At 38.9% G+C, this 21,016-nt stretch carries 22 protein-coding genes; 8 read left to right on the plus strand and 14 right to left on the minus strand.

Annotated features, from left to right (window positions below):
- Positions 1-18: 18 nt before the first annotated feature.
- The 7 genes from ACJROX_RS22235 to ACJROX_RS22265 form a co-directional block, all read right to left on the minus strand.
- Entirely contained in the window at positions 19-636 is a 618-nt protein-coding gene (locus ACJROX_RS22235; RefSeq protein WP_408007382.1) for a flavin reductase family protein, read from the minus strand.
- A gap of 169 nt (positions 637-805) precedes the next feature.
- Positions 806-1,858 (minus strand): ABC transporter ATP-binding protein, encoded by a 1,053-nt coding sequence (locus ACJROX_RS22240; RefSeq protein ID WP_408007383.1) that lies wholly within the window; start codon positions 1,856-1,858, stop codon positions 806-808.
- Between the two features lie 34 nt (positions 1,859-1,892).
- Positions 1,893-3,020, minus strand: a complete 1,128-nt coding sequence (locus ACJROX_RS22245; RefSeq protein WP_408007384.1) for a M24 family metallopeptidase — start codon at positions 3,018-3,020, stop codon at positions 1,893-1,895.
- Between the two features lie 33 nt (positions 3,021-3,053).
- Positions 3,054-3,866, minus strand: a complete 813-nt coding sequence (locus tag ACJROX_RS22250) for an ABC transporter permease (RefSeq protein ID WP_408007385.1) — start codon at positions 3,864-3,866, stop codon at positions 3,054-3,056.
- Positions 3,863-4,756, minus strand: a complete 894-nt coding sequence (locus ACJROX_RS22255; RefSeq protein ID WP_408007386.1) for an ABC transporter permease — start codon at positions 4,754-4,756, stop codon at positions 3,863-3,865. The genes ACJROX_RS22250 and ACJROX_RS22255 overlap by 4 nt, the downstream gene beginning before the upstream one ends.
- 27 nt (positions 4,757-4,783) lie before the next feature.
- On the minus strand, positions 4,784-5,833 hold the full coding sequence (locus ACJROX_RS22260) for a PotD/PotF family extracellular solute-binding protein (protein ID WP_408007387.1): 1,050 nt from the start codon (positions 5,831-5,833) through the stop codon (positions 4,784-4,786).
- A 41-nt stretch (positions 5,834-5,874) separates the two neighbouring features.
- The gene (locus ACJROX_RS22265; protein ID WP_408007388.1) at positions 5,875-7,056 is read right to left on the minus strand and encodes a M24 family metallopeptidase; all 1,182 of its coding nucleotides are present in this window, start codon (positions 7,054-7,056) and stop codon (positions 5,875-5,877) included.
- Between the two features lie 139 nt (positions 7,057-7,195).
- Here ACJROX_RS22265 and ACJROX_RS22270 point away from each other — a divergent pair, with 139 nt between their 5' ends.
- Together ACJROX_RS22270 and ACJROX_RS22275 are read left to right on the plus strand one after the other, a co-directional pair.
- Complete coding sequence (locus ACJROX_RS22270; RefSeq protein ID WP_408007390.1) at positions 7,196-8,089, plus strand: LysR family transcriptional regulator; 894 nt, start codon at positions 7,196-7,198, stop codon at positions 8,087-8,089.
- 393 nt (positions 8,090-8,482) lie between these two features.
- Positions 8,483-9,283 (plus strand): VLRF1 family aeRF1-type release factor, encoded by an 801-nt coding sequence (locus ACJROX_RS22275; RefSeq protein WP_408007391.1) that lies wholly within the window; start codon positions 8,483-8,485, stop codon positions 9,281-9,283.
- A gap of 101 nt (positions 9,284-9,384) precedes the next feature.
- Here the strand turns inward: ACJROX_RS22275 and ACJROX_RS22280 are convergent, their stop codons facing one another.
- The 7 genes from ACJROX_RS22280 to kynU form a co-directional block, all read right to left on the minus strand.
- Positions 9,385-10,266: an IS3 family transposase gene (locus ACJROX_RS22280; protein ID WP_408007392.1), complete on the minus strand. Its 882-nt coding sequence runs from the start codon at positions 10,264-10,266 to the stop codon at positions 9,385-9,387.
- Between the two features lie 8 nt (positions 10,267-10,274).
- Positions 10,275-10,571 carry a transposase gene (locus ACJROX_RS22285; RefSeq protein ID WP_408007393.1) on the minus strand — a complete coding sequence of 99 codons (297 nt, stop codon included), beginning with the start codon at positions 10,569-10,571 and terminating at the stop codon, positions 10,275-10,277.
- A gap of 89 nt (positions 10,572-10,660) precedes the next feature.
- Positions 10,661-10,996, minus strand: coding sequence for a L,D-transpeptidase (locus ACJROX_RS22290; protein WP_408007394.1), 336 nt, complete (start codon positions 10,994-10,996; stop codon positions 10,661-10,663).
- Positions 10,997-11,059: 63 nt separating this feature from the next.
- Entirely contained in the window at positions 11,060-11,530 is a 471-nt protein-coding gene (locus ACJROX_RS22295) for a hypothetical protein (RefSeq protein ID WP_408007395.1), read from the minus strand.
- Positions 11,527-11,733 carry a helix-turn-helix transcriptional regulator gene (locus tag ACJROX_RS22300; RefSeq protein WP_408007396.1) on the minus strand — a complete coding sequence of 69 codons (207 nt, stop codon included), beginning with the start codon at positions 11,731-11,733 and terminating at the stop codon, positions 11,527-11,529. The genes ACJROX_RS22295 and ACJROX_RS22300 overlap by 4 nt, the downstream gene beginning before the upstream one ends.
- A gap of 240 nt (positions 11,734-11,973) precedes the next feature.
- A complete protein-coding gene (gene kynA, locus ACJROX_RS22305) occupies positions 11,974-12,828 on the minus strand; it encodes a tryptophan 2,3-dioxygenase (RefSeq protein WP_408011736.1) in 855 nt (284 codons plus the stop codon).
- Between the two features lie 30 nt (positions 12,829-12,858).
- Positions 12,859-14,145 carry a kynureninase gene (kynU, locus tag ACJROX_RS22310; protein WP_408007397.1) on the minus strand — a complete coding sequence of 429 codons (1,287 nt, stop codon included), beginning with the start codon at positions 14,143-14,145 and terminating at the stop codon, positions 12,859-12,861.
- A gap of 139 nt (positions 14,146-14,284) precedes the next feature.
- Here kynU and ACJROX_RS22315 point away from each other — a divergent pair, with 139 nt between their 5' ends.
- The 6 genes from ACJROX_RS22315 (at position 14,285) to ACJROX_RS22340 (ending at position 20,958) form a co-directional block, all read left to right on the plus strand.
- The gene (locus tag ACJROX_RS22315; protein ID WP_408007398.1) at positions 14,285-14,908 is read left to right on the plus strand and encodes a TetR/AcrR family transcriptional regulator; all 624 of its coding nucleotides are present in this window, start codon (positions 14,285-14,287) and stop codon (positions 14,906-14,908) included.
- Between the two features lie 158 nt (positions 14,909-15,066).
- Positions 15,067-15,816 carry a YqcI/YcgG family protein gene (locus ACJROX_RS22320; protein ID WP_408007399.1) on the plus strand — a complete coding sequence of 250 codons (750 nt, stop codon included), beginning with the start codon at positions 15,067-15,069 and terminating at the stop codon, positions 15,814-15,816.
- A 75-nt stretch (positions 15,817-15,891) separates the two neighbouring features.
- Positions 15,892-16,746, plus strand: coding sequence for a dimethylarginine dimethylaminohydrolase family protein (locus tag ACJROX_RS22325; RefSeq protein WP_408007400.1), 855 nt, complete (start codon positions 15,892-15,894; stop codon positions 16,744-16,746).
- 145 nt (positions 16,747-16,891) lie between these two features.
- Positions 16,892-17,551, plus strand: coding sequence for a GntR family transcriptional regulator (locus tag ACJROX_RS22330; protein WP_408007401.1), 660 nt, complete (start codon positions 16,892-16,894; stop codon positions 17,549-17,551).
- 243 nt (positions 17,552-17,794) lie between these two features.
- On the plus strand, positions 17,795-19,141 hold the full coding sequence (gene glyA / locus ACJROX_RS22335) for a serine hydroxymethyltransferase (RefSeq protein WP_408007402.1): 1,347 nt from the start codon (positions 17,795-17,797) through the stop codon (positions 19,139-19,141).
- A 470-nt stretch (positions 19,142-19,611) separates the two neighbouring features.
- On the plus strand, positions 19,612-20,958 hold the full coding sequence (locus ACJROX_RS22340) for a DUF2254 domain-containing protein (RefSeq protein WP_408007404.1): 1,347 nt from the start codon (positions 19,612-19,614) through the stop codon (positions 20,956-20,958).
- Positions 20,959-21,016: the final 58 nt, after the last annotated feature.

The following is a 21,016-nucleotide window of genomic DNA, read 5'->3' on the forward strand; positions in this document are numbered from 1 at the left end:
GTTGACTACTTTTCCACTTTATTTATATTTCGGCCTCGAAATCCTAAACGACTCCCCAAGATAACAATACCCAGGCCCAGCCAATCGTCCAATTGGATTTAACTTTTCAATATTAATCTTTCCATCATAATAAATGTCATCCTCTATATAAAAACACTTAACTTCACCTAGAACCATATCAAAATTCACATTTCCATTTTTATTTTGCAACTCGATATGCTGATGAAGCACACATTCCATCGCGATTTTACTTTCCACAATTCGAGGAACAGATACACTTTCCCCAGGAATCGTCGTTAAGCTTGCCAATTCAACCTCACTCACACCCTTAGGTGCATCAATAGCCGTGTGGTTGGCTTGCTCAAGATTTTCCTGATCTACAACATGAACGACAAATTCTTTATTCTCGATTATATTCGTAACCGTATGCTTCATCTTCCCCCCTTTTTCACGTCCTGCTGAAAACATGACGATAGGAGGATCATTGCTCACAATATTATAGAAGCTAAATGGTGCCGCATTAATAACACCATCTTCATTTATACTTGTAACAAATGCAATCGGCCTTGGGACCACGCTTCCCATTAATAACTTGTAGTTTTCTTGAACTGATTGTTGATCCGAATAAATATACATAAATAAACTCCCTTTAGATAAAATCAATCATATCTACTAAGAAGATAAAGATTCTAAAATGCTGAGCTTCCAATAGTACCCCCGATAAATCCAATGAATACTAGAATTGGATATGCCAAGCTTCAAGCTCTTTCATAAATGAAAAAATCCCAATTCGATATGAATCGATCTATACAAACAAAGGAATGACTTTGTCCGCTCTCCAACAAAGGAACACTTCATCCCCAGAATTTAGACTGTTGATGTCATGCTTTTCTGAAGGGACTTCCACGACCATGGATTCTCCATTTTCAAAGGTTGTATCCATTTCAATAAAGGTCCCTTTATAAATGACTTGATTAATCTTAACCTTGAATTGATTGCTATAGTCAGATACTTCAGATGGATTGAGCACTACCATGTTTGGCCGAATGCCAATATGCTTAATGCCCTCTTCTGTACTACTCAGGTTCACCTTTAACCCTTGATCGGTCACAAAGTAACCATCTTCTATTTTTCCACCATAAATGTTTCTCACTCCAACAAAGTCAGCTGTAAAGTAGGATTTCGGAGAGTCAAAAATCTCACTCGGAGTACCAATTTGGCGGATATTTCCTTCGTCCATAACCACAATTTTATCAGACAATACCAATGCTTCTTCCTGGTCATGGGTTACGAAAATACAGGTTAAATCTAGTCTTTTTTGCAACGAAAGAATTTCATTTCTCATTTCATCTCTAAGCTTTGCATCTAAGTTACTTAAAGGTTCATCTAAAAGTAAAACTCTTGGGTTTACAATAATTGCACGGGCAAGCGCAATTCTTTGCTGCTGTCCACCGGATAGTTGACCTGGATAACGATCCTCGAACTGGTCAAGATGAACCATTTTCAATGTTTCGCTCACTCTGGTTTTGATTTCACTTTTCGGTACCTTTCTCATTTTCAACCCATATGCTACGTTGTCGGCAACAGTCATATGAGGAAATAAAGCATAGTTTTGGAACACAAGTGCCGTATCTCTTTTATTAGGTGGTATGTGAGTAACAACAGAATCATTAATCTTAATTTCTCCTTCATCAGGTTCTAAAAAACCTGAAATAAGACGAAGTGTTGTACTCTTTCCACACCCACTTGGTCCAAGTAAGGAAACCAATTCGCCTTTCTTGATTGATAGACTTATATTTTTGACGACAACGTTATCTCCAAATTTTTTCTTGACTTGGTTTAGAACTAGTTCCTCCATTAAATACGCTCCTTACGTTCGAAATATATTTAAACTAAGCGCCCTCTTGGATTCCAGAAGAATTCCCTTCAATAACCTGCAGCTCCTTAGGGTATTGAGTTAACAGCTTATAACCGTCCTTGGTGACTAAAACCTCATCCTCAATTCGAACACCGCCGATTTCTGGAATATAAATACCTGGTTCAATTGTAAAGGTCATTCCTTCCCGTAAAATGTTGTCGTTGTCTTGATGTAGAGATGGATATTCGTGACCTTCAAGACCGATTCCATGACCCACGCGGTGCGGATAATAATCATCATACCCCGCTTCTGTAATCACTCTTCTCGAAATCCGGTCAATTTCTCCAATCGTCATGCCAGGCTTACAGCTTTCAATTGCTTGACGATTAGCCTCTAATACTGTTTCATAAATTTCTCTTTTTTGCTCTGATACGCTATCAAAAACAAAGGTTCTCGTAATGTCTGAACAATACCCATCTAAAATGACACCAAGATCAAACATCACAAGGTCCCCTTTTTCTAACTTCCGAACCCCCGACTTTCCATGTGGATGCCCACTGTTTTTACCAAATAACACCATGGGCGGTGCAGCCATATGCCGAACACCTTTTTTCTTTTGTTCATATTCGATATGAGCAACCAATTCAATTTCTGTAATTCCTTCACGTAAAGCCTGAATACCGGCTTCCATCCCATACTCAGCAATCTTGGCGGATTTAATCATTGCTTCAATTTCTTGTTCACTTTTAATCAACCGATTTTGGTTCATCACTTCATCAGCCGGCACGATGGAAGCGGAGGCAAATAATCCTTGAAGCTTTTGGCTTCGTTCATAAGATAAAACCGATTCCTCAATGGCATAGGTTTTCGGAGTTAATCGTTGCCGAGCAAAGAACTCCTGAATCATTTCCCACGGATTCTCATTATCCTGATAGCTAATGATCCTATAGGTCCAGCCTGTTTGGATAACTTGTTCTTCCTCAAGTTTGGGGCAAATGATGATTGGATCGGCTTCTGAAAACACCAATAATCCAACTAAGCGTTCATAAGGTTTACATGTAAACCCTGTATAATAGTAAATATTCGTTACCGAATTAATAAACACAAATTCTACTTTTTCGTCCTTAAGCCAATTTGATAGTTTTGCTAACCTATTCTCCATAAAAACCCCCAGCTATCTAATATGTTTTATTGATTAAAATACTTTCCCGATACTAATAAACTTGTTGGCAATCCACATTAAGATACCAATTAATATAATTTGAACTGTTGAAACGGCAGCGATTAATGGATCTACCTTCCAGAATACATAGTTTAGGATCTCAATTGGTAACGTTAACTCTCCGGGTCTTACTAACATCAAACTGATCTCTAAGTTGTTAAATGAATGAATAAAGGATAGAATCGCAGCAGCAATTATTGAAGGTCTTAAGTTGGGTAGAACAATTTTTACGAATGCTTGGGTTCTTGTTGAACCTAAGTCGATTGCAGCTTCTTCTAAGGATGGATTAATACTTAAGAGTCCTGCAGAAATTAAACGTACGGTCCACGGGATACAAATGATGACATGGGCCGTAACGAGCGCCCATAGGTTTGGCACCATGTCAATCCCAATTAATCGTTCCGCATTAAATAAGAAAATATAGATTCCGATACCTGTAATTATTGTAGGAACAATTAACGGAGATAAAAATAAAAGCTCTAAGATTTTCCTTCCTTTAAAGTCATATCGAATTAGGGCAATTGAACCGAGTAATCCCAACACTAATGAGATAATCATCGCAAAAAAGGACACCTTCAAACTTAATAAGAAAGAACTCATAAACTCTTGGTGATGTAAAAGCTCCACAAACCATTTAAATGAATATCCCTTAGGAGGAAAGGTAATTAAAGAAGTTGAGAAAAAGGATATCCATACGACCATAAACACGGGCAGTACAATAAAACCAAAGATTAAAAAGATCGGAATCCATTTCAAAAAGGTTAACCATTTGGATTGTTGCATCATCCTTTCACCTCCGTTGTGGTTGTATTATTGCTACCAGATGTAGTTCGTTCGATTACTCTTAAGTACAGAATGGATGAAAGAAGTGTGATGATAATCAGGATAATCGCCATTGCAGATCCCATTGGCCAATTGGATACTTCTGTGATTTGGGCATATAATGCAGGGGCCATCATTTGAACTTTTGTTCCACCAATAACGAGAGGTGTAGTGTAAGCATTCATAGAAAGAATAAATACAAAAAGTGTTCCGGCTAGAATACCTGGCGTCGCAATCGGTATCACAACCGTACGAATCACTTTCCATCGAGATGCACCTAAATCTATCGCAGCCTCTTCTAACGCTGGATTGATTCGTTCTATAACAGCTTGAATGGATAAAATCATATACGGCAGTACCACATTCGCAATCGCAATAATAACGGCTGGTGGTGTCTCCAAAAATTGAACAGGACCATCTGTAAGTCCTATTTGCGTCAAAATTCTATTCACTAGACCATTTTCACTGAAAAAAGCAATCCAACCAATATCTCGGACAATGTTCCCGACCAAAAGCGGAAAGACAACGAGCGCGATTAATACCCTTTTCCATTTAGACGTCATTCTAGCTAAAATATAGGCGACCGGAAATGCCATCACAAACGTGAGGATGGTTGCTGCTATAGAAATATAGATGGTATTCCATAGAATTTTTAGGAAATACGGGTCCGTGAAAAATCCAATGTAATTCTCAATGGTCCAGGCGGACTCCATGAATCCGCCTAGTATATTTTGATTGAAGCTGACTCTTAAAAAATAAATCAGAGGTAGCAGGAACATAATCGTAATTAGGATGGTTGTAGGAGCAATTAGCGTTCCTATTTCAAATCTGCTTCGTTTTCTGTTTTGGGACACAAAATTCCCCCTCCCGATTCTTTTTTATTATTTACTTGCAATCTCTCGATCAAATTTATCTTTCCATGCTGCATAATTTTCAGATACATAGCCAAAGTCAATAGACTTTACAAGTTCCGTTTCTTCTTCAGAAAAACCTACATTTTCGATTAATTCTTCTGACATTTTGGCATTGACTACCGTTGTGTCATATCCCATATTTGCCGCAAATTCTACTTGGGATTCCGGCTCTAGCATAGCATTTAAATAATCATAAGCTGCATCTACATTTTGAGCGTTAGCTGGAATTCCGCCACCATAAATTCTTGGGTATGTTCCCTCTTGAGGAATCACATTACCAATTGGGTCTCCACCTGCTTCATTCCATTGTACGGCACGGGACTTCCAACCAATAGTTAATGCAATTTCCCCTGTTTGCAAGGCTGTACCCAAAGCTTCTTGAGACGTGTAAAACTTAGGATCATTTTCTGTTATAGAGATAAACTTGTCCCAGCTCTTATCCCACTCCATAGATTCCGCGTTTCCTTCTAGAGTAGCAGCAGCATACAACCATCTATCAAATACGTCTACATAAATGCCAACTTTCCCTTTATACTTTGGATCCCACAACACTTCCCATGAAGTAGGCTCTTCTTCTACTATATTTTCGTTGTAAAGAAGAACTCCAGCACTATAGATATGTGGAACAAAATAAGGATTCTCTAAGTTTGGTTTAATATGTTTAGAATTAGTAATTTTACTATAATCCAATTCCATCATAATACCCTCATCAATCATTTCTTGAATCGTATCGTACGACAACTGAACCACATCAAAGGTTCCATCTCCTTCTTTTTCAACACGAAGCTTCGTCAAACGTGAAGGTGCATCCTCAGGTACATACACGACTTCTGTATCACTATTCACTTCTTCAAATCCCGGATTTACAAAATCTGTCATGAACTGCTGATAGTCACCGCCCCATGCTCCAACAACAAGCTCAGAGTTGGTTTCACTTGATGTGGCATTATCTCCCCCACAGGCTGCCAACATAACTAACAGAACCGTCATAGATAGAAAAAAACTAAACTTTTTCACAAGTTTTCATCCTCTCTCATTTTTTATATAAATTTGTAATTCTACTGAATGATCAATGACTCTAAATCCCTAGGATAATATGTTAAAAATTCAAACCCTTCCTCTGTGATTAGAATGGTATCCGAATTTCGGAACCCTCCAATATGTTTAACATATAATGCCGGCTCAACAGTAGCTACCATACCAGGCTGCATAATCCTTTCATCTCCTAGATCAAAGAAAGGAGCTTCATGATTAAGTAAACCGATGTTATGACCAGTATGATGTAGAGTCAGATGTTCCACATTATTCTCTTTATAGAAATCCCTTACGTTTTTCTCCACATAGCTAAATGGCTGTCCTGGCTTAATACTGTCTACTGCAATTTTTTGAGCTTGTTGAACTAAACGATAATATTTTTCTTGCTCTTTACTCACTTCGCCAACAAACATCGTTCTCTCCAACTCACTTCTGTAGCCCCAAACGGTAGATTCGGACTGAGAAACAACATTGTCTCTCTCTTTTAAGATTAAATTCTGTGTCTGTGAGTGTGGAAAATAGGAATGTTGTCCAATTTGACCGCGATAAAAAGCATGAGTAGGTTCGCCGTGAGGTAGAAACTCTTTACCTAGTGTTTCAATCATCGTTGTAGTGGCTTCAAGTGTGGCTCGCCCCGAAATTTCAATTTCGCTTAAACCTACTTTACTGTATTTATGAAGTAGTCGATGAGCTAAATTTCCCCATCGACAGGATTCTTTTATTAACTCTATCTCATTAATCGACTTAATCTGTCGAAGTTCCTCTATCCAACCCTTTATAGATATAAATTGTTGTCCGTCAATCAGGTCTGTTACATTACTGCCTTTATAGCCTTTTGGCGAGCTGTACCCTTCTGTATCTAGTCCAATCACTTTATTTTGAAAACCCGCATCTATTAAACTTTTTTTCATATAATCCATTGGATGTCGTACACCTGGGTACTCAGGGTAATAATGAACGTTTTGAACGTAAGCATATTCTTCGGCATGCTCTTTTTCTAAATGCGGAATTAGTAGGTGTGTGTTTTCTTGAGGGTCTATGAAAAAAGCAATCGGTCGTTCGGATGGGCGAAAATTAAAACCTGTTAAATAGAAAATATCCGTCGCACTAAATAAAATCGCGGCATCAATACCTTTTTCCTGTAGGGAAGAAAATAATTTACTTTGTCTAGATTTGATCTCGCTTTCTGGTATAGAGAGTCGCATCCATTCACATCCTTTATATAAAATTTTGTCAAAATATAATGAATTATCTAAATTTCATCTTATCATTAGCGGAGTAATTGGTATAATATATTATTATCTATTATTGATATCTAGAAAATATCATTCAGGATGTGATTCGGTGGAACTTCGTCATTTGAAATATTTTACAATGATTGCAGAAGAACTACATTTTGGACGAGCAGCCAAAAAGTTAAACATCTCCCAGCCGCCTCTAAGTCAACAACTTAAACAGCTTGAAAACGAGTTACAGGTAAAGCTATTTCACCGCACGAACAGATCAGTAGAACTTACAGAAGCTGGTAAGTTGTTTCTAGAAAAAGTCTATAATATTTTCAACTACCTAGATTACGCTTGTGAGGAGACAAGAAGTATAGATCGAGGAGAAATTGGGGAATTGACACTAGGGTATAGTGGTTCAGCCGTGTTTGACTTACTTCCTACCATTATACATTCTTGCAATCAACACTTCCCAAGTCTAACCTTAGACTTGAAGCAGCTCACAACATCTGAACAAATTAAAGCTTTAGAAGAAAGAAAAATTCAGGTTGGATTACTAGTCCCTCCAATTGAAAGCCCCAATCTCATTACTGAAACGATACGGGAGGAAAAACTGGTGGTTTGCCTTCCCAAGAATCATCTCCTAGCCCAAGGGCGAACACAAATTGATGCTAGAGAATTAGCGATGGAAAACTTCATTATGCCACCTAAACAAGAAGGGCATGGCTATTATGATGCGATTAAGAATATATTTGAGGACGCAAGTTTCACCCCCAACATTGTTCAGACGGCAAAAGAGCAGCATACAATGGTATCGTTGGTGGCAGCCGGGATCGGCATTGTCATTGTGCCTGAGTATACTCAGTTTATTAAACTGGATGATGTGGTTTATTTACCATTCAATAAGCACTATCCGAAGATCACAGCGATGACATGGCATAAGGAGAATAAACAGCCAGTTGTGAACCGATTTATTCGGGTAGTTCAGGAGCAGGTGATACCGAGGTTTAATTAATAGTTTCCAATCTTATTAGGGAGCCAGAAATTTATCTCTGGCAGTTGTCCACAAGAGCGTAGCATAGAATAATGAAAACTAAATGGATTGGTAGATATATCTAAAAATGTCGTAACACATACATGAATTCCGATAAAAAGGATACCACAAGTGATAGGGTTAAACCTTTTATCGCTCATGATTTTCTTTGATTTTTTTACTAAGTTATCAATTTCTCCATTATTAGTAGACCTACTATCCGGCTAGTATTATTCCTTCTATCTCTTAATCCTCTGGCATATCGGCCACTAAGCCTTCAAGCTGTTGTTCCGCCTCCATTTTTAACGTTTGAATCTTGTCAAAAACGGTAAAAAAGAATAGTAGATTCAATACTTAGATTGGAGGCTTTGATCAATGAGATTCTCCGAAAAACTAAAAGAATTACAGCAAAAGAGAACAGCCGGATCACAAAAGATCCTATCCTTGTATTTGAATACAGACCGAAGCAGTGCCGACCAACAAGGCGGGGAATGGAAAATCAAACTGAAAAACGGTCTTAACAAATTTGAAGAATACATCGATGAAATGAGAAATGACCACGATGAACTGAAAGGCTATAGAGAATTGAAGGATAAGATTTATAAACGAATCACCGGTAGAGAGCGTGAGCTGAAAAGAAGCCTAGTTCTGTTTGCGACCCCAGATGAAACATTATGGGTGATGGAAGATTTACAGGTACCGATTGAAACGTCATTCCACTGGGAAGAGAAACCAGTACTCGATCAGCTTGAAGACTTGCAGAACAACTATCCTTACAGCGGTATTGTTGTCATCAATAAAGAGGATGCAACAGTATTGGAGACCGAAATGGGCGTTCTAATCGATGAATTCCATTACACGTTCGATCCGGATACAGAGGATTGGCGGGAACATCAAGGTCCATTTGATGCCGCAATTTCAGGTGCTAATACGAATAAAAGGGACGAATTCCAAGAACGTTTTGAAGCAAACCAGCATCGTTGGCTGAAGAACTTAAGCAATAAAATCGAAAAGAAAGCGAAAAAGAATAAGTGGCAGGAAACTTACTTAATGGGTGAAAAAGGCTACCTCAATGAATTTGAAAGCCATTTATCGATTAAAGAAACGAAGAAAACAGGTAAGAATCCAAGTAAAATAGAACCGACGAAAATCATCAATCAAGTGATTGCTGGTTAAGCTCCATACTGACTTCCCCCTTAAAGTATAGAGCTTAAAATAAAATGGGCTGACCCATATGAAGTGACCCCTGTCAAGTAGACAGAAATTAAAAAGCATTTTTAAGCAGCCTGAGCTCTATAATTATAGGGACTCAGGTTGTTTAATTTCTTTTGAAATCTCTGGTGATTATAAAATCGTATGTATTGGTGGACGGCAAACTTAACCTCTTCAGAGGTTCGGAAAGAGTATAAGTGAAAACATTCTGTTTTAAAATGGCTAAAAAAGTTCTCCATACAAGCATTATCCCAACAGTTTCCTTTTCGAGACATACTCGCTTTCATTTTGTATTTTTTAAGCAGTTGGTTATATTGTTTTGAGGTGTACTGGAATCCCTGATCGCTATGAAGGATAATTCCTTTTACACTCCGTTTTCTTCTTGCCTTTTTTACTGTATCCATTACTAGTTGAAGGTCGTTTCTTTGACTGATTTTATATGCGATGATTTCGTTATTGTATAAGTCTTTAATAGCCGATAAATACAATCTTTGTCCATTAAAAATTAAGTATGTAATGTCTGTTACCCATTTTTCATTTGGCTTAGAGGCTTTAAAATCTCGGTTCAAATGGTTTTCTGAGATGGCATAAGCTTCCTTCTTTCCGTAGTAGGGCCGTTTTCTTCTTATGATGGCTTTTATTCCCAATTCACCCATCAAGCGTTGAACCCGTTTATGATTCATATGTAAATTGTGTACCGACTTAAGCCAGACATGTATCCTTCTATAACCATAAATCCCCTTGAGCTTTGTGTGACACTTTATGATTAACTTCTTGATTTTATCATCCTCTAACTGTTTAGAAGAGGGGGCTTCCTGACGCTTTAACCACTTGTAATATCCGCCCCTTGATACCCCTGCAAGTTCACATAGAAGTTGGACAGGGTATTGTTTCTTGGACATATCTTGAATCACTTTATACTTAGTACCTGTTGATACGGCTTCCATACCCCCTTTTACTTCCCTAAGAACTTTTTTAACATTTCATTCTCGGCTTCTAATCGTTTGATTTTCTCTTCTGGATCCTCAGGACGGGTTCTTGGTCTGCCTTTCCCAGGTCCTTTTGCTTTCCCGCGCTTTTCCTCGAGACCCTTTATTCCTTCTGCCTCAAAGTGTTGAACCCAACGACGTACAACTGAACTAGAAATACCTACTTCCTTCGCAACCGTATCGTAGCCCATACCATCTTTAATATATAGATCCACTACTTTTTTCTTAAATGCAACATCATATGATTGTCTCATTTTCCCCATAGAAAAATCCCCTCCATAATAGACAGATTAATGTGCTTTCTTTTTTCTGTCTACTATGTGGGGATCATATCAATAAGTGTCAGCCCATTTTAATTATGGATCCAGACATTTGTACCAATCGGCACTAATCTGGACAATTCATTCACATCTTTGTTATACATCCTGATACAGCCTTTCGAAACATCCTTCCCAATCGATGATGGATCGTTTGTACCATGAATACCATAACCTGGCCTCGACAACCCCATCCACATCGTACCGTATGGACCCCCTGGGTTTGGCTGTTTATTGATGATCGTATATTCGCCCGTCGGAGTTGGGGTCAGCATCTTTCCAACTGCAATGGGATATGACTTGATGAGTTTACTAGCATCGAATAACTTCAACTGATGTTTTTTTAACGCAACATCTATCCAGTAAACCATATGTGCCCCTCCTGTTTTTTCTATCTATATGCATGGAAAGGAGAATTATTTGTGTTGGAGGCCTTAATAACTTCGTCTTACTGAAATAACATACGTGAAAATTTGAATGAGAGGCATGACCAATATGATAAGCATTGGGTAGTAAGGCAACGTATCCGAGACAAATGGATAAAATAACATCAAAGCTGTTATGAGCGGGGTTCCGAACCACATGGCAAAATAGGAATTACGGCAAGCTTGCCCGGTGATATACTGTTCACGCTCATCTGCTTCTTCAAGTTCAGGAGGCAATAACAATGCCTTCTTCCATGATTGGTATTTCTTTTTATTTACCTTATAAGAAACAAACGTCAGAATCCCACCTATGACAATTACTGCAAGGATCGGGATTGCAGAAATAGTGACTTCCCAGGGCGGTTCAGGATTTTTCACAATCTCCGCAAACTGTATCTGAGCCTCATATAAAACGATCATCCCCCACCCGAACAAAATGATGACTATGGTTGTCATGATTGCATTCCGCCAAATGTTCATTCATCTTCCTCCTCAAAAAAGATCTCTTCAATTGGTTGGTTAAAATACTTCGAGATTTGCATGGCTAAAAGTAACGAAGGAATATAACTTCCTTTTTCCAATGCAGCAATCGTCTGTCTGGTGACACCGACCGCTTCCGCTAAATCCGACTGTGTTGTGTTGAACCTTGCTCTAAGCTCCTTCACTCGATTTGAAATTGTCATTTTAAACCATCTTTTCTTTTATTTGATAAAAATATTGTAAGGTTGACTTAACATTAAGAGTATGGGTAATTTAAAAATCACCGATTTATTCCAAATTCGCACCGAATTAAATTTAAATTGCACCGAAATATTCTACACTTGCTACGATATATTTCAAAATTGCACCGAAATCCCTTCTCCCCTTCCACCATACAAAAAAGCATGCAATCCACATTGGATCGCATGCTCTCGCAAACTTTATTACAACTCTGTCCGGATGTCCCAAAGTTCTGGGAAGAAACGGTGGTCCAGTACTTTTTTCAAATAAGACACTCCAGATGACCCACCTGTCCCTATTTTATGACCGATGATTCGTTCTACCGTTTTCATATGACGGAATCGCCACTGCTGAAGCCAATCTTCAATATCGACCAATTTTTCTGCTAATTGATAAAGATCCCAATATTGATCTACATTACGGTACACCTCAACCCATGCGGCTTTCACCGAAGGATCTCCTTCGTAGGTCACAGAATAATCCCTCTTCAATAATTCTGGATTGATATCAAACCCGGCTTTTGAGAGTTCTTGGATTGCAACATCATAAATGCTCGGTGCTTCATATGCTTCCTTCAAACGTGCATGGAGCTCTGGATCCTTCTGATAAATCCGCAGTACATGCGGCGTTTTGTATCCAAGTGCAAACTCGATCATACGGTACTGGTAAGATTGGAATCCAGACGCTTGCCCAAGCTTGTCACGGAACTCTAGATATTCGCTAGGCGTAAGCGTTGATAGTACATCCCATGCCTGGATGATCTGCGACTGTACTTTTGATACGCGTGCGAGCATTTTAAAGGCAGGTTGTAACTCTCCTTCACGAATAGAATCAATCGCTGAATTCAGTTCATGTAAAATCATTTTCATCCATAACTCACTGACCTGGTGGATGACAATGAACAGCATTTCGTCATGATGACCGGATAAACTTGTTTGGCTGGATAAAAGGCGATCGAGCTGCAAGTACTCCCCATAGGTCATATTGTTATCAAAATCAGTATGGATCCCCTTTTCGGTTACGTATTTCCCTTTTCCCTCTTCATGGTTGTTCCTCATTTTCACCACTCACTTTCTCCTCAGATACATTTATGCAACGACACCGCGTTTATTTTCAAACTGTTTGTATTCTTCGTCATCCATGATCCTCTTCAACGCCTGGATGGCATTCCACACTTCTTCAAAGGTGTTGTATAGTGCGGCAGGTGTTAATCGGATGCCATTCGGATTGCGGAAATCGGGCATCACTTTATTCACTTTCAATGCTTTGCATATTCGGGCAGCTTCTGGATGCTCCAGATAGATATGACCACCTCTTCGATGATCTTCTAATGGATTCCCGATTAAAAACCCATGATCAGCTAATTCGTGTGCGATAAGCTCCATCATGTACTGTGTCAATCGCAGTGATTTTTTACGCAGCCGTTCGATTCCAGCTTCCTGAAAAATTTCCAAAGACCCCAGCAATGGTACCAAACTCAACATATGCGGCGTTCCGATTTGGAATGCTCCTGCCGATTGGGCTGGCGTCAATTGATGGTCCATATCAAACTGCTTGTCTTTATCCGAGCTGAACCATCCAGCGAGTCCAGGTGTTTTCCCGATATGTTTTTCGTTTACATAAATTCCAGCGACACTTCCAGGACCAGCATTGACATATTTATAATTGCACCAGAACGCAAAATCTGCTCCCCAATCATTTAAAGCGTGAGGGATAGCACCGATTGAATGGCATAAGTCGAACCCAATGATGATACCGCGTTTATGTGATTCTTCTGTCAAACGCTTCATATCAAGCACTTGTCCGCTTCGATACATGACGCTCGGCAGCATGATTAATGCTACTTCATCTGTCATTGCTTCGATGATGTCGTCTTCTTCTACTATTCTTCCATCACGGCTTTTTACACGTATCAGATGGTCAGCGGGATCATACCCCTTCAGTTTCAATTGACTTTGGAGTGCGAAGATGTCTGAAGGGAACGTCAATTCATCCGCCAAAATTTTCGTCTTTTTCCCAGATGGACAATAAAACGTTGAAACCAGCTGATGGAGGTTGACCGTCGTGGAGCCTGTTGCAATCACTTCTTCAGGCTTTGCACCGACAAGCGGAGCCGACATTTCCCCTAACTTTTCAGACATGTAAAACCATGGTTGCTCCCCTTCGGTCCAACCATCAATCCCATATTCCTTCCAAGACTCAAGGGTTTCAGATAATGCTTTTTCTGAACGCTTGGATAAAAGGCCTAGTGAATTTCCAATCAAATAAATCGTATCTTCTTTTACATAAAATTCATCACGAAAGGATGAGAGGTCATCCTGCTGATCAAGCTTTTTTGCATAATTTAGAGAGGTATCAAAAGACTGATTACCCATAGGATATCGACTCCTTTAACAGATTGTTATTTTAACTATACCTTCCTTACTGACAAAGTGTCAATGACATGATGTCATTGACAACTTCTCCCCCTCATGCTTAAAATAAAAGGCACATTGATAAAAGGGATGAAATCGTATGAATTCAAAGAACCAAGAGCTCACAAGCCGACAACAACGGTCGGTCAAAACACGTAAAAATCTACTGAAAGCTGCAGAACTCATATTCATCGACCAGGGCTTTCAGAAGACAACCGTCACCCAAATCATTAGAAAAGCAGATACTGGCTACGGTACCGCATATGTACATTTCAAAAACAAAGATGACATTCTGATTGAGCTTATGGAAGACGTCATGCAGAAGTTTCATGACATTGCAGAGCTTCCTTTCAAACCGGAAACTGTGGAAGAAGCAGAACAACTCATTCAAAAGCAAACAGGTATGTTTTTAGAAATGGCTCAAAAGGAGGATCAGATTTTGAAGGTGGTAGAAGAAGCGATGGGCGCATCACTTCCTGTTCAAAACAAATGGAAAAAAATCCGGGAGCGTTTCATCAAAGGGATTACTAATGATATTACGTTTACACAACAAAAGGGGTTAACCCGGAAAGATGTAGATGCACACCTGGTAGCAAGAGGTTGGTTCTTTTCAAATGAGATGTATTTATGGGAAATCGTCCGCGGTGAACTTCAAGCATCAGTAAAAGATATTGTTCATAACCTTACAAGGATGTATATCAGAGGATTATATATTAAAAGCTAAGAAAGAGCTCGGAATTGAACTTCCAAGCTCTTTTTTTCTAATTCTATCCTTTTTTAAACAGCATGTTTTAAGGACAATTAATCAGGTAATAGTACTTCAACGAATACCCCTGATCAATTCAGCATAATCATACTACTTGTTATAAAAGGAGACGAACCATGCTTAAAAAAGAGACGGCCTACCTGCTAACTAAGGAAGTTATAGAACAGGGGAACAATCTCCCGGATTGGTTTCAAAATGAATATAATACCTTCAGTCAAATTGTAAATGACCCAACCTTCCCTTGTTTTTTCGGAAGGAACGGACAGCGAAAAGGCGAACTACGTTATACTTATATTGAACATGATAAACGGGATCACTTACCAGCGACAGTGGAGAGTTTCCTAAGCCTATTCGATGAACCTGAAGCGAAAAGACACGGACTATTCATTTTCGTAGAACCAGAAAAAACTGAGAAATCCCTTGAGTACTATCGCTCTTACTTCTGGGACATTCTTCAGTATTTGCATGATAATGATCGTTTTCCATGGCCGCATGAAGCCCCAAAAGACCCTGAACACTTCCTGTGGGATTTCCATTTTGCCGGTGAACCAATTTTCACCTTTGGAAACGCACCGGCATATAAGCAGCGAAAAACGAGGAATTTGGGGAACAGTTTGATTTTAGGATTTCAACCTCGTGTCATTTTTCAAGGACTCGAAGGAACAGAAAAAGGTGGCATCATGTCCCGTGAAAAAGTAAGAGTACGTGTGGAAAAATGGGACGGGCTCCCTACCCACCCTGATATCAGCCATTATGGTGACCCGGATCACAATGAATGGAAACAATCGTTTATTGGGGATGACATTAATCCAATAGAAGGTAAATGCCCTTTTCACCATAAAGACAGTTGCACTGGTGAAATGTAAATAAGGTAATCTTTAGGGTTTTACGGTATTGCGCACAGGGAAATGTAAAATATCGTCGAGACGGAGGTTATGGATATGAAGGGAATGGCAGTAGGCAGCAGCATTCATTGTAATACAGAATACACAGCTCTCAAAAAAGTGCTTATGGTAAAACCTACCTTTATGAAGATTACAAAAGCGATCAATGAAACTCAAAAACACTATAAAGAAACGAACATCGATACTTCACTTGCCTTAAAACAACATGAGGCGTTTGTAGATGTACTGAAGGAGCATGATGTTGAAGTCAACGAACTTCCTCCAAACCCCAGGTTACACGAGCAGGTATTTACAAGGGACATTGCTTTTACGATTCATGATCAGCTATTCATCAGCTCGATGGGTGAACAGGTTCGAAAGGATGAAACAGCTATTCTTAAAGCCTGGTTACAAGAAAACTCATTACCATATCAAGAAGGTCTTCCTCATTCCATCGAAGGTGGCGATGTCGTAATCGATGGCTCAACCATCTGGATTGGAAAGAGTGGACGAACGTCATTTCGGGCAATTGGAAATCTTCAAAACCGTCTTCCTTCCTACCGCATTGAACCCATAACACTTAGGAAGGATACCCTCCACCTGGATTGTGTATTCAACATCATCAGTGAACACACAGCACTCGTTTATCCTCCGGCTTTTACAGAAAAGGATTTGAGAAAAATCAAATCCCATTTCGATGTAATTCCTATATCGAAGGAAGAGAAGTTTCACATGGGTCCGAACGTTCTTTCCATCGGTAACAAAAAAGTCATCAGTCTTCTTCAGAATGATAGGTTGAACCAAGTGATGGAATCAAAAGGGTATCTGATTCTTCCAGTTGATTTCTCTGAGATTATTAAATCAGGTGGATCCTTTAGATGCTGTACCCTTCCACTAGAAAGAGAACAATGAACCAAAAAGGCTCTCCCTAGATTATGATTTGGGAGAGTCTTTTTTATGTTAGAGATAGATTTTTTCTATATACAACTTTTAAGTATATAAACTAAACTCCTTTTAGTCATCTTGACTTTTATGGTTGAATTGATATATTTGTTTTATGAAAATGATAAAAACAATTTCAAGGCCTGCACTACGAGATCAGGTATATAATTCTTTAAAGAAAGCGATTATCACACTGGAACTAGAACCCGGTCAGCGGATTAAGGATAAAGATTTAGCAACCAAATTTGGCGTTAGCCGCACACCTGTTAGAGAAGCACTCAAAAGACTGGAAGACGAACGTCTAGTCGAATCACTTCCCGGCTCACAAACACGGATTACCGAAATCAATTTAGAGGAGGCTAAAAAATCCTTTACGGTGGTAGCGACTTTACAAGGTTTAGCTGCACGTCTGGCTGCTCCATTATTATCTAAAGAAGATATTGTACGAATGAAAGAAAAAAATGAACTGTTACGTAAAGCTATAGAAGAAAAAGAAGTACTAGGCGCAGTTGAAGCAGATGATCAATTTCATCAAATCATTTTGGATGCTTCAGATAACCAGGAAATCGAATTGGCTTTAGAGCGTGTTCTCCCAAAAGTCCGGAGATTGGAATTCTCAAAGTTCAGTACGATTGATGGGTTTAAATCTGTGGAGCAGCATGATGAAATCATTTCAGCTTGTATGTCGAAGGATAGCAGTTTGGCATGTTCATTAGTAGAGGAAAACTGGCTTAGCCTGGGAAGAGTCTTGATTGATACAGAACCCCAAAAATAACCAAGTGTTTAGTTGATCAGCCTTCACGAGTATAACATTTTGTTATACTCGTTTTTTTCAGGAACTATTATCAGAAAAAATGGAATAGTTTTAAAACTTATTGACCCGTTGGTTGATGTGCGATATATTGGTTTTAATATATGGCTTTGAGAGATTAAAATCATTAGGAAGACACTTAATGGTGTTGAGTTAAGTCACCGGATGGAAGTACTTTTAAAAAATGATAACCTGGGAGGGGTTACCTTGGTTTCAAAAATTACTACAACAAATGAAAATTATGAAGTTCACGATCCAAAAGTGTTAGACTGGGCAAAAGATATCATTGAAAACAGTTCTTCTCCACGATTGATTCAGAAAGAAATTGTTGATGCTGTTGATCGAAATGCTATATGGAGAGGAGAAGAATGTCTCAACTTATTAGCTCCTGAAGCTCCTACAAGCCCTACCGTCCGGCAATTATTAGCATCTGAAGTAGGAACCAGAGCGGCTGAAGGCCATATCGGACCGACACAAAGATGGTTTTCAGGCACAAAATATATCGACGAAATTGAATCACTATGTGTAGAACTATTAAAGAAGGTTTTTAAGAGCAATTATGCCGATCATCGCCTTGTCGCAAGTATGATAGGAAATATGACAGTCTATGCAAGTTTAACAAAGCCAGGAGATAATATCTTATCCATCGCACAACCGTTCGGCGGTCATTCTAGTAACCGCCATGATGGACCGGCTGGTATTCGTGGATTGAATATTTATGATGTTCCGGTTGATCCAATTGAATTGGTAGTCGATTTAGATGAGTTTACAAAGGTAGCAAGACAAGTAAAACCTCAGCTGGTTACACTCGGTGCTTCAATGACATTATTTCCGTTCCCAATTAAAGAAATGTCTGAAATCGTCAGTGAGTGGGGAGGAAAAATATTCTTTGATGGAGCTCACCAACTTGGACTAATTGGTGGTGGTCAATTCCAAGATCCATTAAATGAAGGAGCTTGTATCATGACAGGATCAGCAGGCAAAACGTTCAGTGGCCCTCAGAGCGGTATCATTGTTTGGAATGATCCAGAACTTACACAATCAATTAGTGATACGATCTTCCCTGCCCTTGCAGCTACACATCAAGTAAACCGTGTTGCTGCTTTAGCTGCATCTGCCGCAGAATTCCTGGCATACGGAAAAGAATATATGGCACAAATTGTGGCGAATTCAAAAGCTTTGGCCAAAGCCTTACATGAAAGAGAAATAACTGTACTCGGTTCACATAAAGGTTTTACCGAAACCCACCAAGTGATCCTCGACGTCAAGCGTTTTGGCGGTGGATTAGAAGTGGCCCGAAAATTAGCGAATGCGAATATCATTACAAATAAAAACTTAATTCCAGGCGACAAACCTGAGGATTGGGATTACCCAAGTGGGTTACGCATCGGAACGATTGAAATCACACGTCTAGGCATGAAGGAAGCTGAAATGGAAACCATTGCAGACTACATTGTGAGTGTTTTGGAAGGAAGAGAAACAATTGATTCTATCCGAAAGCGTGTCATCGAAATGCGATCGGCCTATCAAAAAATACATTATTGCTTTGATTGATCATTCAAGTAAACCAATTTAAAATCGCAAAAAATCTGTTTAAATCAAGCTAAAAACTGCTAACCCAATTATGGAATAGCAGTTTTTTCTATTTATAAAGGCAATGCAATTTAGACTTTGTAGGTCTTGAAGGAAAATAAGCTCCCTCCTATCATCATTGAAAAGAGGACAAACAAGTAAACGATTATAAAAAAGAGGAGTAAACCGAGGATGCCTGCAACGACTAAAATAGCTAGTTTCTTCGCCTTTTTATCGATCATATAAGCAAATTTAACAAAACAATACTAAAATTCCATATCCGATGGTTACAAACAACTTACTGCTTTACATCACCTTCCAAAACTTGAATGAATCTAACTGAATTCAATGCATAGATTCAAAAAAAGTCGGGTAGACAGAAAGAAGATAACTCGATAACTCAATTTCCTAAAGGCAGGTGTGTACGTAAATTGAAATTACCCGAATCTATGATGAAATACAAAAAGATGTCTAAAAGGCAACGATGGCAGGAATTAAGATCGACTATGTGGTACACACCAGGAATCTATATTTTCCTATCGATGGGTTTAGCAATCTTCACCCTCTATCTGGATCTTGAACTTGACATCAGCCAACACATTCCTATCAAATTCAGTTCGAAAGCTGCGCTGACCAGAATACTTGTCAGCACGTTGATCGGTGGAATTCTTACACTCAGCGCTTTTACCTTCAACTCTCTTTTAGTTGTACTGACAACTTTCAGTGGGCAATTTTCACCTAGAATGTTATTGAATTTCGTTGCAGATAAGAAAACCCAACACGTATTAGGGATTTTCAATGGAAGTTTCGTTTATGTCTTACTCGTTTTCTTATTCATAAGTAATAACGATAATGAATTATATCTGGCCATCCCCATCACAACGGTCATTTTAGCCTTTTTTACTGCTGTTACATTCATTTACTTCATCAATCATGCGACAACCTGGATGCAAGTCCATAACATTACTGATAATATGAAAAAGATTTCAAAAAGGATCATCACTTTCTCTCTATTAAAAGATATAGAGCCTTACAGAATCACTGAAAATACGAAATTAAATGATAAAGAGTATCCTAAAGATGGCCATATGATCGTATCAAAGGAATCAGGCTATATTCAACTCGTCGATTATCCTAAATTGATCAAGCTGGCAACAAACGATAATGTAGTTATGCGCTTTGAATATAGTGTCGGCGAGTATGTGTTGACAGGCACTCCGATCCTGACTTACTGGAAGGAAAAAGATATTACTATCAACGAACATGATTACTTGATGACCATTGAAATCGGACACAAACAAACAGAAATTCAAGACCTTGAATTCGGTGTGAATAAATTGTCCGAGATCGCCATTAAGGCGCTCGGTAATAATGATCCTAAAACAGCTGCAAATACGATCCACCAAATGTCTGAATTACTACAGATCATAGCGAAGCTTACTCACTTCTCTCCTTTTTTAGTTGACGATGAAAAAAATATACGGGTCATTTTGAAAGAAGAAGATTTCGAATTCTACTTATATAAAGGATTCGGATATATCCGGCATTATGCCAATGAAAACTGGGTCATCATTACTGATATCATCGCTTCTCTAACGACAATGGCAAAATCGATGGACGAACAATTCCATGATGATTTATGGAATTTTGCTGTACAAACGGCTAAAGGAGTCGCAAAAAATGAAATCTACCGTCTCGATCGGAAATTCCTATTTGATCACTTGTCCAACCTTGCGACAGCAACCAATCGAGAATCTGAGTATAAGAAAGTAGAACAAGAATATTTACGGGAAACATAAAGAAAACTTGGCAAAGCCAAGCCTTGGCGAAGGCTGATCCTTAGCTGCACTTATACTT

This window comes from Pseudalkalibacillus sp. A8, from assembly GCF_045920555.1.
Lineage (GTDB): Bacteria > Bacillota > Bacilli > Bacillales > Fictibacillaceae > Pseudalkalibacillus.

Bases quoted from the DNA above. Each gene is read 5' to 3' on its own strand.
- ACJROX_RS22300 (WP_408007396.1), bottom strand. From the start codon at position 11,733: ATGACAATTTCAAATCGAGTGAAGGAGCTTAGAGCAAGGTTCAACACA.
- ACJROX_RS22290 (WP_408007394.1), bottom strand. From the start codon at position 10,996: ATGGTTTACTGGATAGATGTTGCGTTAAAAAAACATCAGTTGAAGTTA.
- ACJROX_RS22330 (WP_408007401.1), top strand. From the start codon at position 16,892: ATGAAAATGATAAAAACAATTTCAAGGCCTGCACTACGAGATCAGGTA.
- ACJROX_RS22240 (WP_408007383.1), bottom strand. From the start codon at position 1,858: ATGGAGGAACTAGTTCTAAACCAAGTCAAGAAAAAATTTGGAGATAAC.
- ACJROX_RS22325 (WP_408007400.1), top strand. From the start codon at position 15,892: ATGAAGGGAATGGCAGTAGGCAGCAGCATTCATTGTAATACAGAATAC.
- ACJROX_RS22340 (WP_408007404.1), top strand. From the start codon at position 19,612: ATGAAATACAAAAAGATGTCTAAAAGGCAACGATGGCAGGAATTAAGA.
- ACJROX_RS22320 (WP_408007399.1), top strand. From the start codon at position 15,067: ATGCTTAAAAAAGAGACGGCCTACCTGCTAACTAAGGAAGTTATAGAA.
- kynA (WP_408011736.1), bottom strand. From the start codon at position 12,828: ATGAGGAACAACCATGAAGAGGGAAAAGGGAAATACGTAACCGAAAAG.
- ACJROX_RS22245 (WP_408007384.1), bottom strand. From the start codon at position 3,020: ATGGAGAATAGGTTAGCAAAACTATCAAATTGGCTTAAGGACGAAAAA.
- ACJROX_RS22285 (WP_408007393.1), bottom strand. From the start codon at position 10,571: ATGGGGAAAATGAGACAATCATATGATGTTGCATTTAAGAAAAAAGTA.
- ACJROX_RS22280 (WP_408007392.1), bottom strand. From the start codon at position 10,266: ATGGAAGCCGTATCAACAGGTACTAAGTATAAAGTGATTCAAGATATG.
- ACJROX_RS22235 (WP_408007382.1), bottom strand. From the start codon at position 636: ATGTATATTTATTCGGATCAACAATCAGTTCAAGAAAACTACAAGTTA.
- ACJROX_RS22295 (WP_408007395.1), bottom strand. From the start codon at position 11,530: ATGAACATTTGGCGGAATGCAATCATGACAACCATAGTCATCATTTTG.
- ACJROX_RS22250 (WP_408007385.1), bottom strand. From the start codon at position 3,866: ATGATGCAACAATCCAAATGGTTAACCTTTTTGAAATGGATTCCGATC.
- ACJROX_RS22275 (WP_408007391.1), top strand. From the start codon at position 8,483: ATGAGATTCTCCGAAAAACTAAAAGAATTACAGCAAAAGAGAACAGCC.
- ACJROX_RS22265 (WP_408007388.1), bottom strand. From the start codon at position 7,056: ATGCGACTCTCTATACCAGAAAGCGAGATCAAATCTAGACAAAGTAAA.
- kynU (WP_408007397.1), bottom strand. From the start codon at position 14,145: ATGGGTAATCAGTCTTTTGATACCTCTCTAAATTATGCAAAAAAGCTT.
- ACJROX_RS22315 (WP_408007398.1), top strand. From the start codon at position 14,285: ATGAATTCAAAGAACCAAGAGCTCACAAGCCGACAACAACGGTCGGTC.